This is a genomic window from Butyrivibrio sp. Su6, from assembly GCF_900108105.1.
GTDB lineage: Bacteria > Bacillota > Clostridia > Lachnospirales > Lachnospiraceae > Butyrivibrio.
Map to the genome: position 1 here is coordinate 84047 of NZ_FNUR01000002.1, position 16411 is coordinate 100457.

The 16411-nt window shown below is 40.9% G+C and carries 12 protein-coding genes; all 12 read left to right on the top strand.

What is annotated here, in order from left to right; genetic code table 11:
- The first annotated feature begins 30 nt into the window (after window positions 1–30).
- The 12 genes from C4S54_RS02655 (at window position 31) to C4S54_RS02710 (ending at window position 16301) form a co-directional block, all read left to right on the top strand.
- Complete coding sequence (locus tag C4S54_RS02655) at window positions 31–2433, top strand: ABC transporter permease (RefSeq protein ID WP_103868154.1); 2403 nt, start codon at window positions 31–33, stop codon at window positions 2431–2433.
- 128 nt (window positions 2434–2561) lie between these two features.
- Complete coding sequence (locus tag C4S54_RS02660; RefSeq protein ID WP_103868155.1) at window positions 2562–2771, top strand: hypothetical protein; 210 nt, start codon at window positions 2562–2564, stop codon at window positions 2769–2771.
- 27 nt (window positions 2772–2798) lie between these two features.
- Complete coding sequence (locus tag C4S54_RS02665) at window positions 2799–3038, top strand: hypothetical protein (protein ID WP_103868156.1); 240 nt, start codon at window positions 2799–2801, stop codon at window positions 3036–3038.
- Between the two features lie 77 nt (window positions 3039–3115).
- Window positions 3116–4636, top strand: coding sequence for a radical SAM/SPASM domain-containing protein (locus tag C4S54_RS02670; RefSeq protein ID WP_103868157.1), 1521 nt, complete (start codon window positions 3116–3118; stop codon window positions 4634–4636).
- Between the two features lie 17 nt (window positions 4637–4653).
- Window positions 4654–6087, top strand: a complete 1434-nt coding sequence (locus C4S54_RS02675) for a radical SAM protein (RefSeq protein WP_103868158.1) — start codon at window positions 4654–4656, stop codon at window positions 6085–6087.
- Window positions 6088–6091: 4 nt separating this feature from the next.
- On the top strand, window positions 6092–7216 hold the full coding sequence (locus C4S54_RS02680) for a radical SAM/SPASM domain-containing protein (RefSeq protein WP_103868159.1): 1125 nt from the start codon (window positions 6092–6094) through the stop codon (window positions 7214–7216).
- A 9-nt stretch (window positions 7217–7225) separates the two neighbouring features.
- Window positions 7226–7876: an ATP-binding protein gene (locus tag C4S54_RS02685; RefSeq protein WP_103868160.1), complete on the top strand. Its 651-nt coding sequence runs from the start codon at window positions 7226–7228 to the stop codon at window positions 7874–7876.
- A 6-nt stretch (window positions 7877–7882) separates the two neighbouring features.
- Window positions 7883–9601 carry a YcaO-like family protein gene (locus tag C4S54_RS02690; protein WP_103868161.1) on the top strand — a complete coding sequence of 573 codons (1719 nt, stop codon included), beginning with the start codon at window positions 7883–7885 and terminating at the stop codon, window positions 9599–9601.
- Entirely contained in the window at window positions 9601–11358 is a 1758-nt protein-coding gene (locus C4S54_RS02695; protein ID WP_103868162.1) for a B12-binding domain-containing radical SAM protein, read from the top strand. The genes C4S54_RS02690 and C4S54_RS02695 overlap by 1 nt, the downstream gene beginning before the upstream one ends.
- A gap of 15 nt (window positions 11359–11373) precedes the next feature.
- Window positions 11374–11886 (top strand): hypothetical protein, encoded by a 513-nt coding sequence (locus C4S54_RS02700; RefSeq protein ID WP_103868163.1) that lies wholly within the window; start codon window positions 11374–11376, stop codon window positions 11884–11886.
- Window positions 11877–14057, top strand: coding sequence for a cysteine peptidase family C39 domain-containing protein (locus C4S54_RS02705; protein ID WP_103868164.1), 2181 nt, complete (start codon window positions 11877–11879; stop codon window positions 14055–14057). The genes C4S54_RS02700 and C4S54_RS02705 overlap by 10 nt, the downstream gene beginning before the upstream one ends.
- A gap of 33 nt (window positions 14058–14090) precedes the next feature.
- On the top strand, window positions 14091–16301 hold the full coding sequence (locus C4S54_RS02710) for an ATP-binding cassette domain-containing protein (RefSeq protein WP_103868165.1): 2211 nt from the start codon (window positions 14091–14093) through the stop codon (window positions 16299–16301).
- Window positions 16302–16411: the final 110 nt, after the last annotated feature.

Sequence of the window (16411 nt, forward strand, 5' to 3'; positions counted from 1 at the left end):
ATCTTCATCTTAAGAGAGGCAGATTGCAAAATGGGCGAGTTTTTTGAGTTTATTAAAAGTGCTGTTAAACAACTAATCAGTAACAAGACTCGTACGCTGATGACGATGCTTGGCATTATCATCGGTATTGCATCTGTGGTCATAGTAGTCACTATGGGAAATGGTATGACGGATTTTCTGGTCAGAGAACTGGATAGCGTTATGCCTAATACCGGTGATATCTCAATGAATGTCAACAAAACAACAGAAAGAATAACACGTGAGGATCTTAAGGAAGTAAAAGAGCGTGTTCCGGATATATATGGCATCACACCCGTTTTATCTCCTGAGTATGAGTCAGTAAAGATCAAAACAAAAAGAGGATCTTATCTGGCAGCTATCGTCGGCAGATCAGAGGGGGGACTTTATGCTCAAGGACCTGTAATGGCAGCCGGATCATATTTTACTGAGCAGCAGGTGGACAATGCAGCAAGGATATGCGTAATTAACGATACAGATGCTGACAAGATATTTGGAACCAGAAATTGTATCGGTATGGAAATTGAGATTACTATTGGTGCAAAGTCTGCAACTTATACCGTAGTAGGACTGAGACAAAATACTGCTTCAGTAGTTTTTAGTATGTTCGATGATCCGGGGGATGAATATATGGCATCTGTTGAAGTTCCATATACCTCCTACTGCGCAGATTACAACGTCAATGCCGATGCTTTGACCAGAGTCAGTGTATATGCACATCCTGAGCGCCTTTCAGAACTTTCGGAACAGGCAAGAAATGTCATAGCCCAGAACCATATGATAAGGGATAAAGAACTGATTCCGCTTAGAGTATATGAGGGACTAAGCGATGTTTTTGGCAGTGTCATGAACAGCGCTCGTGTGTTCATGATCCTGATAGCTATCATTTCATTGGTGGTAGGCGGAATCGGCGTTATGAACATTATGCTTGTCTCAGTTACAGAGAGAACAAGGGAGATAGGTATCAGAAAATCCATAGGTGCAAGGACAGGAGCTGTTATGATACAGTTTCTGGCAGAATCAGCTTTTTTGACCTTGCTCGGTGGAATCTTAGGAATTGGTGTTGGGCTTGCACTGGCAAAGATTGGCTGTAACTTTCTCGGTTTCAAATTTATTATTTCTCCGATGGAAATTGTAATGGCAGCTCTTTTCTCTGTCATAATAGGAGTCTTCTTCGGTTTATATCCTGCTGCTAAGGCTTCCGGAATGAAACCCATAGATGCTCTTAGAAATCTCATGAGCGATGTCAAAAATACACGAGTAAGAGGTGGACTTACTATACTTGGTATTGTTATCGGTATTACAGCTGTTTTGGTTGTGCTTATCGTGAGTGATGGCTATGAGGCCCAGATGAAGGCAGATCTTAATAAGAGGGCAGCAGGCATAATTTTAAAAGTCGATCAGACCAAAACAGACAAGTTCATAACACGCGATGTTTTAAAAACGCTTGAGGATATATATGCCGGTGATATATATGGAATAGACATGCTTGAAGCTGTGGGCGGACCAGCCATGACCGTCAACAAGAGAGGAAAAGATGTGACTGCAGATCTTTTTGGTGATGGTGAGGCGCTTGGATATGAAAATGCCATGAAGCTCATTGTAGGAAGATACTACAGCTTTGAAGATATTTATGAGTGTAACAGGGTTTGTGTTATACCAGAGGTTACAGCAAAAGATATCTTTGGCTATACCAATGTTGTTGGAAAAGAACTGCCAATTACAATTGGACAAAAGTCATATAATCTGACAGTCGTGGGAGTTACTGAAAGTACGGACTGGGACCTTGATAATGCAGCTACAGACTGTTATTTTGTCTACTTGCCTTTCACTACAGCCAGCGAGTTTTTGGGAAAAAATCCGGATCAGGTCGTTGCTTCCTGTAAGCTGGTCCTTGGTCATGACAGTGTTGATGATGCCCTTAAGAGACTCTCTTCCATAGCAGAAAATTTGCTGGAGGTAAGAGGAAAAGGGGCAATAACCATAACAAGAGAAGATACCATGAGTGGATTTGATAAGATAATCAAGGCCATAAAATATGTAGGTTCTGTTATAGCGGCTATATCAATAGTGGTAGGTGGAATTGGCGTCATGAATATCATGACTGTTACTGTAACGGAGAGAACAAGGGAAATAGGAATAAGAAAGGCTATTGGTGCAAGAACGGGATATATCATGCTCCAGTTTTTGGGGGATGCATCAAGGCTTACTTTTATAGGTGGTCTCATAGGTGTGGCACTTGGACTTGGCTTATCCTATGTGGCATGCATGCTCGTAGGATTTCCATTTGTGGTAGACCCTGTAATGGTGGTGCTTGTGTCGGGAGCGTCTGTTGTACTTGGCATATTCTTTGGCATAAATCCGGCTTATAAGGCCGCAAAGCTCAAGCCAATCGATGCCCTCAGAACAGACTAAAAATCGCCAAAAATTAAATATTTATAAATAAAAACCATTTTGTTGACAGCTTTTTTACACACGTAATAGAATATTCGTATAAACATTCAACCGTAAATAAGTAGTTTCTTTTTATAGGAGGTATGGCTATGAACTTTACAAAAGAACAGATTGAGAAAGCTGCAAAATGTAAGAGTGTTGATGAGCTGTTAGAGCTTGCAAAGGCTGAAGGAGTAGATCTTTCAAAAGAAGATGCTGAGAAGTATTTTGCACAGCTTTCAAGTGGAGAGCTTAGCGTTGATGATATGACAGATATTGCAGGTGGAGCATGTTGTGGAAATGCCTGTGCACAGTGTTGATTTTTTTTCTGAGTAAGAGGTGTTGAAATGAGCGAGATTAAAGTGTCAAAAGAGCTTTTTCAAAAGCTGGCTACTTGCAAAACGGCTCAGGAAGTTGTTGATATGTGCAAAAAAGAAGCTATAGATCTTCCAATTGAAGACGCAGAGAAATTCATTGCACAACTTTCAAGTGAAGAAATCAGTCTTGATAGTGCAGAGAAGATTGCGGGTGGCGAGCCTTGTGCCGGTGCAGTATCTTTTGGTTGCGTTGGCCTTGGCATTTTTTAAGAATCGTAAATATCAAAAATAAAGCTAAACCCACATATGTATGAATATGTGGGTTTACTTAGTATGTGGGGGTTGGAATGGCAGATTACCATTTGAGCAGGTATGATATGATCCTGCCACTTGAAGAAGTGGAAGGAAAAGCTCTTTTAGCAAACGGAGTCTATGGAGCATATGATGTCGTTCCATTATCATGCATAGATAGTATTAAGTCAGGGGGAGAATGGCTGGATGAAGAGCTTTTTGAAAGACTTAAGAAAAGAGGCCATCTTGTAAAAGAGTCAGCTGAGGAGGAGCTTAAAAATGCGTCTCTTTTGACCAGGTGCTGGTGGCTTTTGCCCTACAGGGCCATTATGGATTTAGTTATAATGCCAACTTATAACTGTAATTTCAGATGCGATTACTGTTATGAGCGCAAACGCCTTGAAAAGGGTAATGAGTGGCTTGGGCATTCAATGAGCGATGAAGTTTTAGATGCGGTATTCGACCAGATTGATGAGTATATAAGGCAAGGCAGGCACATAAGGAATGTCTTTTTATATGGTGGCGAACCACTTCTTAGAACCAACAAAAAGCAGGTGGAATACATAATAAACGCCTGCCATGACAGAGAGATCAAGCTTATATGCGTCACAAACGGATATGACCTAGATCAGTACATAGATATATTGGAGCCTGACTGGTTTGACTTTTTGCAGATAACTGTCGACGGCCCTAAAGAAGTTCATGATAAAAGGCGCTTTCTTGCCGGTGGTCAGGGCAGTTATGAGAAAATAATGAAGAATATTTCCCTTGTGCTTGAAAAGGGCCTGAGGGTTCATCTTAGAACTAATATAAACAGATCTAATCTGGAGAGTGTAATGGAACTCCCTAAGGAGTTTGAAAAAAGAGGATTTTTAAAATATCCGAATTTCTACTGGTATTTCAAAGCTACAATCGGCTGCTTTGAAGATGATCCGAATAATGCCATAACTGATCTTGAAATGTATGAGACCATGAAGGCATTTGGAATGGATAAAAAAACAGCTCTGCAGCACTGTATGCTGTATGGCCAGATTACAAGAAGAGTTGGCGGTGCCATTGCGGCAGAGACCTATCCACCGCTCCGCCCTGCAGCTTGTGGCGCGGAGGCTGATATGTTGGTGGTTGATCCTGACGGTAAACTATATACCTGCTGGGATGTGGTTTCCATGGAAGAATACACAGTCGGTTACACAGATCTTGAAGCAAAGCGTTTTCGTTTTGATCTTAATTTCCCGAAATGGAGGGGGCGGACCGCAGACAGACTGGAGAACTGCGCTGATTGCCCTATGATGATGGTTTGCGGTGGCGGATGTGCCATTGAAAGCGACCACGCCTACGGAACTATGGATAAAGGTTTTTGCGGGACCTTTAAAGAGGCTTTTGAAGAGGTTGTTCCGTATATATGTGGTAATAAATATAAGGAAAGTGGAGAAGATGAGCTTGGAGGAAGCTGGTACGACCTTATCGGGAATATAACAGATGAGGATAAAGAGACACTTTTTTCTACCATGTCACAGCTTGAAGCTCAGGATATTCTAAAAAAATACCTACGCAGATACAAAAGGATCTTTAGGTGATCCATTAGGGAGGGCAGATGTTTTTTTACTTAAAGCAACCATGGTGCCTGAGAGGTTATCAAAAAGACCTGATGCTTTTGGAAAAGTCCGGAGAATTGGAGCTTCCATACAGACTTACATATCCGCTCTTTGATCTTCTGAATAAATGCGATGGGGTAACTGATATTGAAATCGAAGAAGGCAGCAGGCAAGAGCAGGTTATAAAAAAATATATGGAAATGGGAGTCCTTGAAAAGACGAACAAACCAAAAGAAATTGAAACCTGGCAGAAGTATAAGCACTTTGATAACAGGCGTATTCCTCGCGGCTTTTTTAGTGTGACAGGAAGGTGCAATTTAAACTGTATCCACTGCTTTTCCGCTACCGAATATGGGAAAGTTCCCTTTGAATTTTCTTTTGACCAGATAACTTATATTCTTGACCAGTATAAAGACTGTGGTATCAGAAAGCTCACAATAACAGGAGGAGAGCCACTTCTTCGCTCTGATTTTACAGATATCATAAAGGCCATGGCAGACAGGAATATGGAAATGTTCCGCCTTTACACAAATGGAATGTTTCTTGATGAAAGGATAGTAAAAAGCCTTAAAGAAAACAGTTTAAATCCGCAGATTGTAATAAGTTTTGATGGTGTGGGAACTCATGACTGGATACGAAATTATAAGGGAGCCCAAAAAAAAGCGGAGGAATCCATAGCATTTGCACTGGATAGCGGCTTTGAGGTGAAGGCCAATGTCAATGTGAATTCCAAGACGGCAGAGAGACTCCCTGAAACTGCCCACTATCTCTATGATCTGGGAATACGATCTATCTTTTTCATAAGGACCAGTGAAGGCCCAAAGTGGATAAGAAGCGGATATGGAAGCCTGTCAGCAGAGGATTATTGGACTGTAATGCTTGAGGTAATGTCAAGTATCAGACAGGAGAATAAAAAAGACCTTGAGATCGTCTGGTTTAACGGCCCGACACTTACAAAAGGTATAACAGCAGAGGCGCTAAAAAGCGGATCTCCATACAGATATGAATCTGAGGATATCAAAAATTCTGCCTGGTGCTTTAAAGCGATAAATGATCTTTATGTATCATCTACAGGAATGGTATTCCCATGTGATGGCTGCGAGGGCGTTGCACTTCAGACAGGATGGCTTGGAGAGAATTCCAATATTCTAAAAAGACCCCTTAGAGACATCATTAATGATTCGCATTATTCGGAAATTATGAGAATGACTGCGGAAGAAGTAATAGAACATTCAAAAGACTGTAAAGGCTGCGACTGGGAAGAAAGGTGCCATGGCGGAAACTGTCGTGTGTGCGGAATGCTCTATAAGGCAGTTGCAAACGGATATACCTTTGAGAACTGCGATATTGATATAAAACTTCCGGCGCCTTTAACATGTACTTTTTACAAAAAGGGTTACTACGAGAAACTTCTAAAGATATTAGAGGAATAGCCTGATGGGAAATGTGGATGTTGTGCAATGGATGATAACGGGCAACTGCAACTACCACTGCAGTCATTGTTACCTCGGTGAAGATAACAGAATGGAGCCGGATATTTCCAGTCTGTTGTCGTATATTGAATATTTTAAGGATTATGGGATAAAAAAAGTGATCCTGACAGGAGGAGAGCCTCTTATCAGAAAAGATCTTGGGCAGCTTTTAAAAGCTCTTTATGATGCGAATATTAAAGTGACCGGAATAATCACAAACGGGGCGCTGATAACAAAAGATCTTTTAGGGATGCTTAAGGATTTTGGTAATGATACCACCTTTAGTATCAGCTATGACGGTGATGAAACTCACGATGTAGTAAGGAATTTTAAGGGAGCTAAAGAAAAAACACTTGCAGCCTTTGATCTGTGCAGAAAAGAAGGCTTTAATACTGCAAGCGATATGACCTTTTATAGAGGAAATGCAGGCAATTTAAGGGAAAGTATAAAGACTCTTGAAGAACATGGATGTAGTTCTCTTAAAGTCTCACCTCTTTTAATGGCAGGCAATGCGCAAAAAGGAAAGCTTTTGGAGAGTCTCACGCCAACTGAAGTTTTAGATGCATTTTGTGAGTATATACCATTTTATTTTGTGGATAAGATAAAAATGAAGGTCTTTCTTAGTGCATATTTCTATGGGGATGGCCAGAATGGAATATGGGACATACCGGTAGAGCGCTTTAAGATGTACGTGGATGACTGTGATAAAGCAATGTGTGCAAAAGAAGAGAAAGTTCCATTTTTGTACATAGATGGAAGACTTCTTCCCTGTGCAGGCGTAGCAGGTTATAAAGAACAAAGAGAGAAAATGCGCAAAATATCAGATGGAGGAATTGAGGCAGCCATGAAATCGCCGGCATATGCAGGATTCATGGGGTATACACTTAAGGAACATGCCAGATCAAACCATGATTGCAAAGAATGTGAGTATCTCAAGACCTGCATGGGAGGATGCCGCATTATAGCAGGAATTGAAGACTTTGAGCTTCATGGGAAAGACAGGTACTTTTGTACTTATTTTAAAAACGGGTATCTAGGCAAAGTAAAGGCAGCAGTTCAGCTTGGAAAGAGCCTTGCAGCCCTTGAATAGGAGGATGACATGAAATTCATAATGGCTTACAGCGGAGGGAAAGATTGTACTTTATGTCTCGACAGACTCATCAGGCAGGGGCATGAACCGGTAGCTCTTTTTACTACGGTTACAAGAAGAGGCTTTAACTACAATCATGGCATCAGAAAAGATGTCTATGAGAAGTATGAGGAGCTTTTGGGAATACCTGTTATATTTTGCGAAACAGCTGAGCTCCACAACGAGGACGATATGTACAATGTCCTTAAAGATGCCATTGAAAAATATCACGCTGACGCCATGGTCACAGGCGACATTTATCGTGAAGACGTGGCTGCCTGGAACAAACATCTTGCTGAGCGCCTTAATATCGAGCTTGTATGTCCTTTGTGGAACGAATCATCAGAAAGCATACTGAATGAGGTTCTTGATAGAGGATATAAATTCTTAATTAAAGCCGTTAAAACAGATTATCTTGATCCGTCTTATATAGGAAAGCAGATAACCAAGGAGCTTATAGAAGAGTTCAGGCAAAAGAAAATGGATATATGCGGGGAGGATGGCGAGTACCATTCAATCACTGTAGACGGTCCCATATTTAAGGTGCCTATGAAGGTTATGTTTAAAGAGCCTGTCGTAGGCGGCGGAAGAGCTATGAGCGATGTTCTGTTGGAAGGGTGACACAAGATGGTTGGTAAGGGCAAGGAAAGGGATCCGGGTGAAACCGTAGAAATAGTAAAAAAGGCCTTAGAATCCATTGGAATTGAGATTAAAACCAGAGAGTATGGGGCTGGAAAAGAGCTCTACAGTGTCCTTTTGTATGACCCTGTTTGCAAATGGCAGGTCTGGGGAAAAGGCGCCAGCAGAGAGTATGCCATGGCCAGTGCCTATGGTGAAGCTGCCGAGAGGCTTCAGAACAGGGCTTTGTACAGGACAAGTCTTGGGAGTGAGAACATCAAAAGATGGCCTGATGAAGAGAGATTTCCTGCAGCTAAGATTTGGGAAAATGAGGATATTGCGAAGGATTTTCGGAATTCTTCAAGTGACGCTGACGATCTTTCAAGAGAAGAATTTGTCAGGGAATATACGGGGCAGGAAGATGTTTCTTTTGTCCCATATTATAGTGTGAAAACAGGGCAGCAGGTCTATATGCCTGAGGACCTGCTAAATATACTTTCAGGAAGTAATGGGATGGCTGCAGGTAATACCGAAGCAGAATCTGCAACGCAGGCTTTGTGCGAGATCATCGAAAGATACGCCAAGTTTGAGATTATTTTAAAAGAACTGACTCCGCCTCTGATTCCGATTGATGAGATAAGAAAGATAGCACCCCATCTAGCAGATCTTATAGCTGATATAGAAAAACAGTCAGGGTGCAGCCTTATAGTTCGTGACGCATCTCTTGGAAAGGGGCTTCCTGTAGTCAACGTCATCATGGCAGACAAACAGTGCAGTATGTATGCCTCAAGGTTTGGATCACACCCGGTCTTTGAGATTGCGCTGGAGAGATGTCTTACTGAAATGGCCCAGGGTTGGAGCAGTTTAAAAACAAGACAGCACATGGTTTCCTGGCCGCAGGAGAGTGGCAATGTTATGGGATTCAGGAACCTCTCAGATTCATTTCGAAATGACTGTGCAGATCTTCCGGATTCTTTTTTTACAGGGAAGCCTTCATGGGAATATACAGGCTGGGAAGAGAAGGATACGGGCAATTGTGGATGGGCCCGGAATCTTACCGAACTTCTCTTAAAGCTTTCAGGTGATGTGTACATAAGAAAGTATAAGTATGCCGGGATTTACTCAGTTCGAATTTATGTGCCCGGAATATCAATTCTTCCATTTAAATTCGGGAAAAGAAATCTTAAGAATTCCAAGATTAGAGACATCGTGCACAACGCGGCTTCTTTATCGGAAGTAAAGGACATGGAACTTGCAAAAGAAATCCTTATTGCGATAACAGATGATTCATCCGCCGTCTGCGCGAGAAGTGATTTGAGGGATATGCCATTGCCCTTTGGTATTTTGAAGGCTCTTTTGGCGATAATGACTGGTGACAAAAAGAGGGCAATCTCTTTTTTGGAGGGAGAAAAAGGAAGGCAGGAACAGTGTCTTTTGCAGTATCTTCGCTTGGAACAGTCCGGCAGAGAAAAGGAATCAATAAAAAGTCTTATCGAGTTGTTCTTTGATGAAAAGATATATGAACGGATATTCAGAGTAATGGACGGGGCATCGGACCAGGCACTAAAGAACTGGTTTGATCATGTGGACCTGACAAATTCCATGCTTATTGCCAAAAAAGAGGCCCAGGACGAAGAGCTTCAAAAGGTAAGGAGAAGTCAGGAACTTATGCTTATAGAAAGTATGACCAAAAACATGTTGACCCAGGATGGGATTAAGGGAGACTAATGGACGTTTTATTTGTAAATGGGATGGAACTTACAAAGTCAGGAAACGCCACACCGCATATCGGGCAGATCATATTAAAAAATATAATTTCCCCCAAATATGATACAGAGATTTTAAGCTTCGACCAGCTTATAGCAAGGGGGGAGTTTGATATTGATAAAGATCCTGATGCTTTGATAGATGAAATGGCGGAGGTCATCCTAAAAAAGAACCCGGGAGTTGTTGGCTTTTATACAATATGTGACACATTTCATCTGGTAGTGGCGGTATCAGAGGTTATAAGGAAAAGAAACAGCGACATTTTTATTTTTTATGGCGGTCCCCACGCGACACTCACTGCAAAAAAATGCCTTGAAACCTTTGATTTTGTTGACCTCATATGCCTGGGCGAGTCTGAAAAGAGCATAATGCCACTTATGGATGAGATCTTTGGAAAAAGAGACTTTTCATCTGTTCCGGGGGTTTCTTACCGCCAAGGGAATGAAATAAAGCAAAATCCCTGTGCAACTCTTTTGACAGACGATGAGCTGACTAACTACACTCAGTACGATCTGGGAGGAGTTCTCAAATATAAAGATGCGAGGGTGCTACTTGAGGGAGGAAGAGGATGCCCGTATCAGTGCACTTTTTGCTCCACTTCAAGATTTTGGAAAAGGCAGTTTCGTGTTAAACCGGTTTCTGTTCTCATAAAAGAAATGGATAAATACCATGAGATGTATGGGCTTACCAGTTTTTCCATTCAGCACGATCTGTTCACTGCAAACAGAAAGCATCTTGTCAGCTTTTGTAATGCACTTATAGAAAAGAATAGTCCATATGTATGGAGATGCTCATCAAGAGTAGATGTACTTGATCATGAGCTGATAGAGCTCATGAAAAAATCCGGGTGCCTTGAAATATACCTTGGCATTGAGACCGGGTCTGAGAGAATGCAGAAGGTTATAAAAAAGAATCTTAACCTTGATAATGCCATGGATATGATAACTTTCATGATCGGGCAGGGGATTGTTCCTACAGTTTCTTTTATCTATGGCTATCCTGATGAAACCATCGAAGATTATGAAAAGACACTTACAATGCTGAGAAAGGTCTTTTTAACAGGAAAAGCGACTGTACAGCTTCACAAATTCTTTCCGCTTCCTGCCACAGAAGAAGCAGATAAAGTCGCAGACAGAGTGTATTTTGACTTTGAAAAAGTGGATTTGAGCATCTTAAACAGGGCAGTTTGTGGAAAAAGATGCAAAGATCTCATAAAGCAGAACAAAGAGCTTTTCCTTCAGTTTTACACCTTTGATTCTGAGGTGAGGGTAAAGTATCCCTATATTGAGGCTGTGGTGATGTTACTTGGCATGTTTGCCGGCAGGTTTTACATGACTTTGTATCAGATCATGAATAAATATGAGATACATGAAATTTATAAGCAGTATGAAGATGACTTTGAGATGCTGTTTTTTAAGTACTATGAACTGGTTTCCCAAAGGGAGCTTCTCGATAAGCTTGAGATAGTGCTTAAAAAAATTGTGGATAACGAGCACAACGATGGCTGGTCAGACATTTTTAGATTTGAAAAGGCAGTTTTTGATTACACAGCTTCCGGTAATAAAGAAGTGGTAGTAATTGATTTTGAAAACGATATCATGGCCTATTTAAAATACGGAAAGAGAGTGAAGGAGCACACCAGACTCATGTTGATGCGTGAGGGAAATGGTGGTATCAAGCTAAAAAGAGTCCCTGTTAACGTAAGCTTTATTGCTTAAAAGGAGCCTTGGCATATGAACATAAATAATGAGAGTGAAAAAAGAGAAGAGGTGCGCCTTAAGTCACCGGAAAAACTTGGGGCATATATGCACGCTGTAAGACCTTCTGTGTGGGGCATATTGCTTGCAATAACTATTTTGCTTATAGGGTTCTTTTACTGGGCGGCATATGGAGAAATAGAAATATCAGTTACCACAATGGCTTATGTAGACGATGATGATGTCATGTGCTGGGTAGAATATGCAGATGCAATGGATATCCATCCGGGGATGAAGGTAATATGCAACAGTACTAAAGGAACAGTAGTAAGAATTGACGGCAAAGGAATGAATATAAGGGACATTGCAGAGGATGTTGGTGAGTATAACATCCAGGCGATGATGATCAGAGATAATGAGGTGTATTACAGAGTGGACATCAAGCTTGAAGAAGTACTTCACGATGGTGTTGAAGACGTCAAGATAATCGAACGAGAGATAACTCCTGGTGAGTATATTCTTAACTATAGGAGTGGAGAATGGGAATAAAACAAGTTAAAGGTCCTTTGACGAAAGGAGTTGCAAGAGTCCCGATAGTTATGCAGATGGAGGCAGTAGAGTGTGGAGCGGCGTGCCTTGCCATGATATTTGCCTATTACGGGAGGTATATTCCCCTGGAGAAGGTCCGGGAGGACTGCGGAGTATCAAGGGACGGGTCAAATCTTAAAAATATGTATCTTGTGGCGCAGGATCAGGGATTTGAAGCCAAGGCATTTAAGCTTGAGTACAACAGGCTTAAAGAGAGGGCTTCTTTTCCATGTATTGTTTTTGTTGAAGGAGGACATTTCGTTGTCTTAAATGGATTCAGGAAGAATGCTGTATATATCAATAATCCGGCGAAAGGAATAATCAAAATGCCTGAGCAGGATTTTATTGATATTTATTCAGGCTTTTGCATGACGCTTAGTCCCACCGACAAATTTGAACCTTACGGCAGACCGGTCACAGTTTTTGATTTTGTGAAAGATCAGCTTAAAGGCACAAGAAAGATGGTTGCTCTTATACTTCTGACCACCCTTATTCTGACACTTGTTAAGATGTGCCTTCCGGGAATTGACAGGTTTTTTGTGGACCAGATACTGGTCAAGCCCGATGTTACAGTGGGACTGCTCTTTTATGCCATGTACCTTAATTTCGTTTTGATACAACTTATTGCTCTGTGGATAAAATCAGCTTATATGATAAAGCTTCAGGGCAAAATGTCTATTACTGCCTGTACTTCTTTTGTGTGGCATCTGATGAGTCTGCCATGTCGTTTCTATGAACAGAGAATGACTGGTGATCTTTTGGAAAGATATAACTCAAACCAGGAACTTGCGACCAATATAATAAATAATATTACCCCGGTAGTCCTCGATGTGGCGTCGCTTTTGTTCTATGCCCTTATGATGGTGAGCTATAGCCCTTTGCTGGCTGGAATTGGTATTTTTTCTGTGCTGGTCAATCTTTTTATCACCAGAGCTATTTCTAATCAGAGAACCAATATTACAAGGGTTATGGCTAAAAATACGGCAGCATTAAATGTTGCCACACTAAGCGGAATAGAAATGATCGAGACCATAAAATCATCAGGTGTTGAGAATAACTTTTTTCAGAGCTGGGCGGATATTTATGGTGATTACTCCGAGCAGAATATGAATCTGTCAAAGCTTGCCATCAGATTTGGTCAGATTCCGGACATGATCTCGATGCTGACTTCAAATATTGTAATAATAATCGGCGCTATATGGGTTATGCATGGGAACTGGACCATCGGTATCCTGGTTGCTTTTAATGCGTATCTTTCCTCGTTTAGTGCACCTGCCAAGTCAGTAGAAAATGTCTCGAAATTATTTTTGGAGATGAAGACTGAAACAGAGCGTGTTCAGGACGTCATGCACTATAGCAGGGAATATGACCTCAGCGAGGATGAAATTGAGAAAGGGAAAAACTACCGCAAACTTGGCGATAAACTGGAACTAAAAAATATAACCTTTGGCTACAACAGGTTGCTGCCGCCTCTTCTTAAGGATTTTTCACTTGTTCTTGAAGCAGGTAAGAGCATAGCTATAGTAGGCGGATCCGGAAGTGGCAAGAGTACAGTGGCTAAGCTTATTTCCGGACTACAGACCCCATGGAGCGGGAGCATAATGCTTGATGGAACTGACATAGAGAATATTCCCAGAGAAATCCGTGCCATAAGTATAGGGTATGTTACCCAGGACACTACCTTTTTTGAGAGTTCTATCGGAGATAATATCAGGATGTATGACGATACGGTTGAAAGCTATGATGTTATCCTGGCTGCAAGGGATGTAAAGATACATAAGGACATTCTTTCGCGTGAAGGTGGATATAGTGCTGAGCTTAAAGAAAGAGGAGCCAATTTCTCCGGAGGTCAGAGACAGCGCATGTCTATTGCAAGAATTCTTGCAAGAAATCCAAGGATCCTCATTCTTGATGAGGCAACCGCAGCGCTGGATGCTGAGACAGAATACGAAGTAATGAAAGCTATATATAACAGGAATATTTCAACAGTGGTAATTTCGCATCGTTTATCTATTATACGTGACTGCGATGAGATCATTGTACTTGAAAAGGGCGTGATAGTTGACAGGGGCAGGCATGAGTATCTGATGGAGCATTGTCCATATTATGCAAGTCTTGTCACAAGCGTTTAACAGTTATAGGGTCAGATGATGTGAGGTGTTATATTGAGCACAATAAGTTTCAATACGGAAACTGAATTACTGTTTAACAGAATAGAGGAAGACGAGCAGAATCTTTCGGACGCTCTCATGGGTCTTACTGAAGTAGTTGAAGGTAAGAAGGTATATTCGCGCTTTGGAAAGAACTATCTTTCATCTGTAACAGCAGATGTTGTGGAGCAGATTCTTTTATATTGCGGGAAAGCTGGAAGAGTTGACCCGGAAGAGTTCAGTGGTAAAACTGAGGAAGAAAGAATACATAGTCTGACCAGATTTTTTGATAAAAGAGGTCTTAGTATTCATGAGGTTCAGCTAAAAAAAGGGTGGTCGAAAAATGCTTTGGGACCATTGATCATTTCTGACAATGAAAAGAAAATATATGCTGCTATTCCAAACATATTAGGCAATTATCATTATGTAGATTATAAAAGCGGAAAAAGTGTAAAGATTACCAAAAAGAATGAAGAGAAGTTTGATAGAACAGGAATTTGTTTCCTTCGCCAGTTTGAGAAAAAGAAACTTGGTATAAAAGATCTTCTTCTGTTCATGGTGAAGTCTTTGCTTGTTTCTGATATCGTTATGGCCATTGTTCTTGGGCTATTTGCAATACTTGTGAGCCTTATAGTCCCGTTTCTTATCAGGTCTTTGTTCTTTAATCTTGATGATTATAAAAGCACCACTCCGATAATTGCTTATCTTGTATTTATGGTGTGTACATCTCTTTCTGTGACACTTTTCAGGACTGTCCAGTCACAGATGATCTACAGAATGGCTTCGAAGGTAGATCGTGACACAAGGGCTGCGACAATGGAAAGAATGCTTTCTCTCCCCACAGATTTTTTCAAGAATCATTCAGCAGGTGCCATAGCCAAGCGAATGCAGATATTCCCGATGCTTTGCGAGAGTCTTATTACCGGAGTTTTTACGACCGGTCTTATGACTATTCTAAGTATCTTTTACATTTTCCAAATATATAATCTTGGTGGAGATCTGTTTGTAGTGGCATCTGTGACTACAATACTTAATATTGGCCTGACATTTCTGATAATCAGGAAAAAGAGCGATGTGAATGGCCGAAGGATTGAATATGCAACCAAAGATAATGCTATTTTGGTTTCTATGATGAATGGTATCCAGACCCTTAAAGTAACATCTTCTGAAAGGAGATTATATACTCAGTGGCTCAAGATATTTAAGCAGGAAGCAGTAGCTGAGTACAGACCCGGATTCATTGTTGTATATGGTAACGTACTGGTAAATGCAGTCTCACTTATAGGAATTCTTTTTACTTACATTGCTGCAAATCAGATGCAGATGTATACGAATTACTATATTGCTTTTACTGCACTTTACGGTATGCTCACGGGAGTTTTTACCCAGCTTCAGGACACAGTTCCTAATGCAGCACTGGTAGTACCTATACTAAAATCTTTGGAGATACTTTTTGAGGAGAAGCCTGAAGAAAGCGATAATAATGAGCTTGAGCATGTGGTGCCAAACAGAATAGAGTTTGATAATGTTTCTTTTAAGTATGCGGAAAACCTGCCTCTTGTAATAAAGAACCTGAATCTTAGTATAAAAGAGGGAGAGTACGTTGCCATAGTTGGAAAAAGCGGCTGTGGAAAAAGCACGATAATGCGTCTCATTTTGGGATTTGAACAGTGCACTCTTGGTAGTATCTATATAAACGGAGTAAATATTAAGAACATAGATAAAAAGTCTCTTCGCAGAAATTATGGCGTTGTCATGCAGGACAGCCGACTGTTTTCGGGAACTATTTTAAAAAACATATCTATAGCTAATCCTCAAATGACAGAGGAAGAGGCTTGGGAAGCGGCGAGAAAAGCCGGAATTGCTGATGATATTGAAAACATGCCTATGAAGATGCACACAATCGTGGATGAAAATGCATCCTGTATATCAGGAGGTCAGAAGCAAAGAATTATTATTGCCAGAGCTTTGGCGGGAAATCCCAAACTTCTTTTGTTTGATGAGGCGACCAGTGCACTTGATAACATTACACAGAAGGTGGTATCGGATTCCCTTAGTGAACTGAAGTGCACAAGAATAGTAATAGCTCATCGACTCTCTACTATTAAAGATTGTGATCGCATAATAATGATAGATGATGGAAGTGTTGATGAAATGGGAACCTATGAACAGCTTATGGCTAAAAATGGCAAGTTCGCTCAAATGGTGGAAAGACAAAAGCTGTGATGAGATAAGTTGATAAAATGTGGTGTGTTTAAAGGAGGCATGTTGTTTGCGACATGCTTTCTTTTGTGCAAATAAATAGTTAGAGAAAAGCAAAATCTGAAATGATAGTT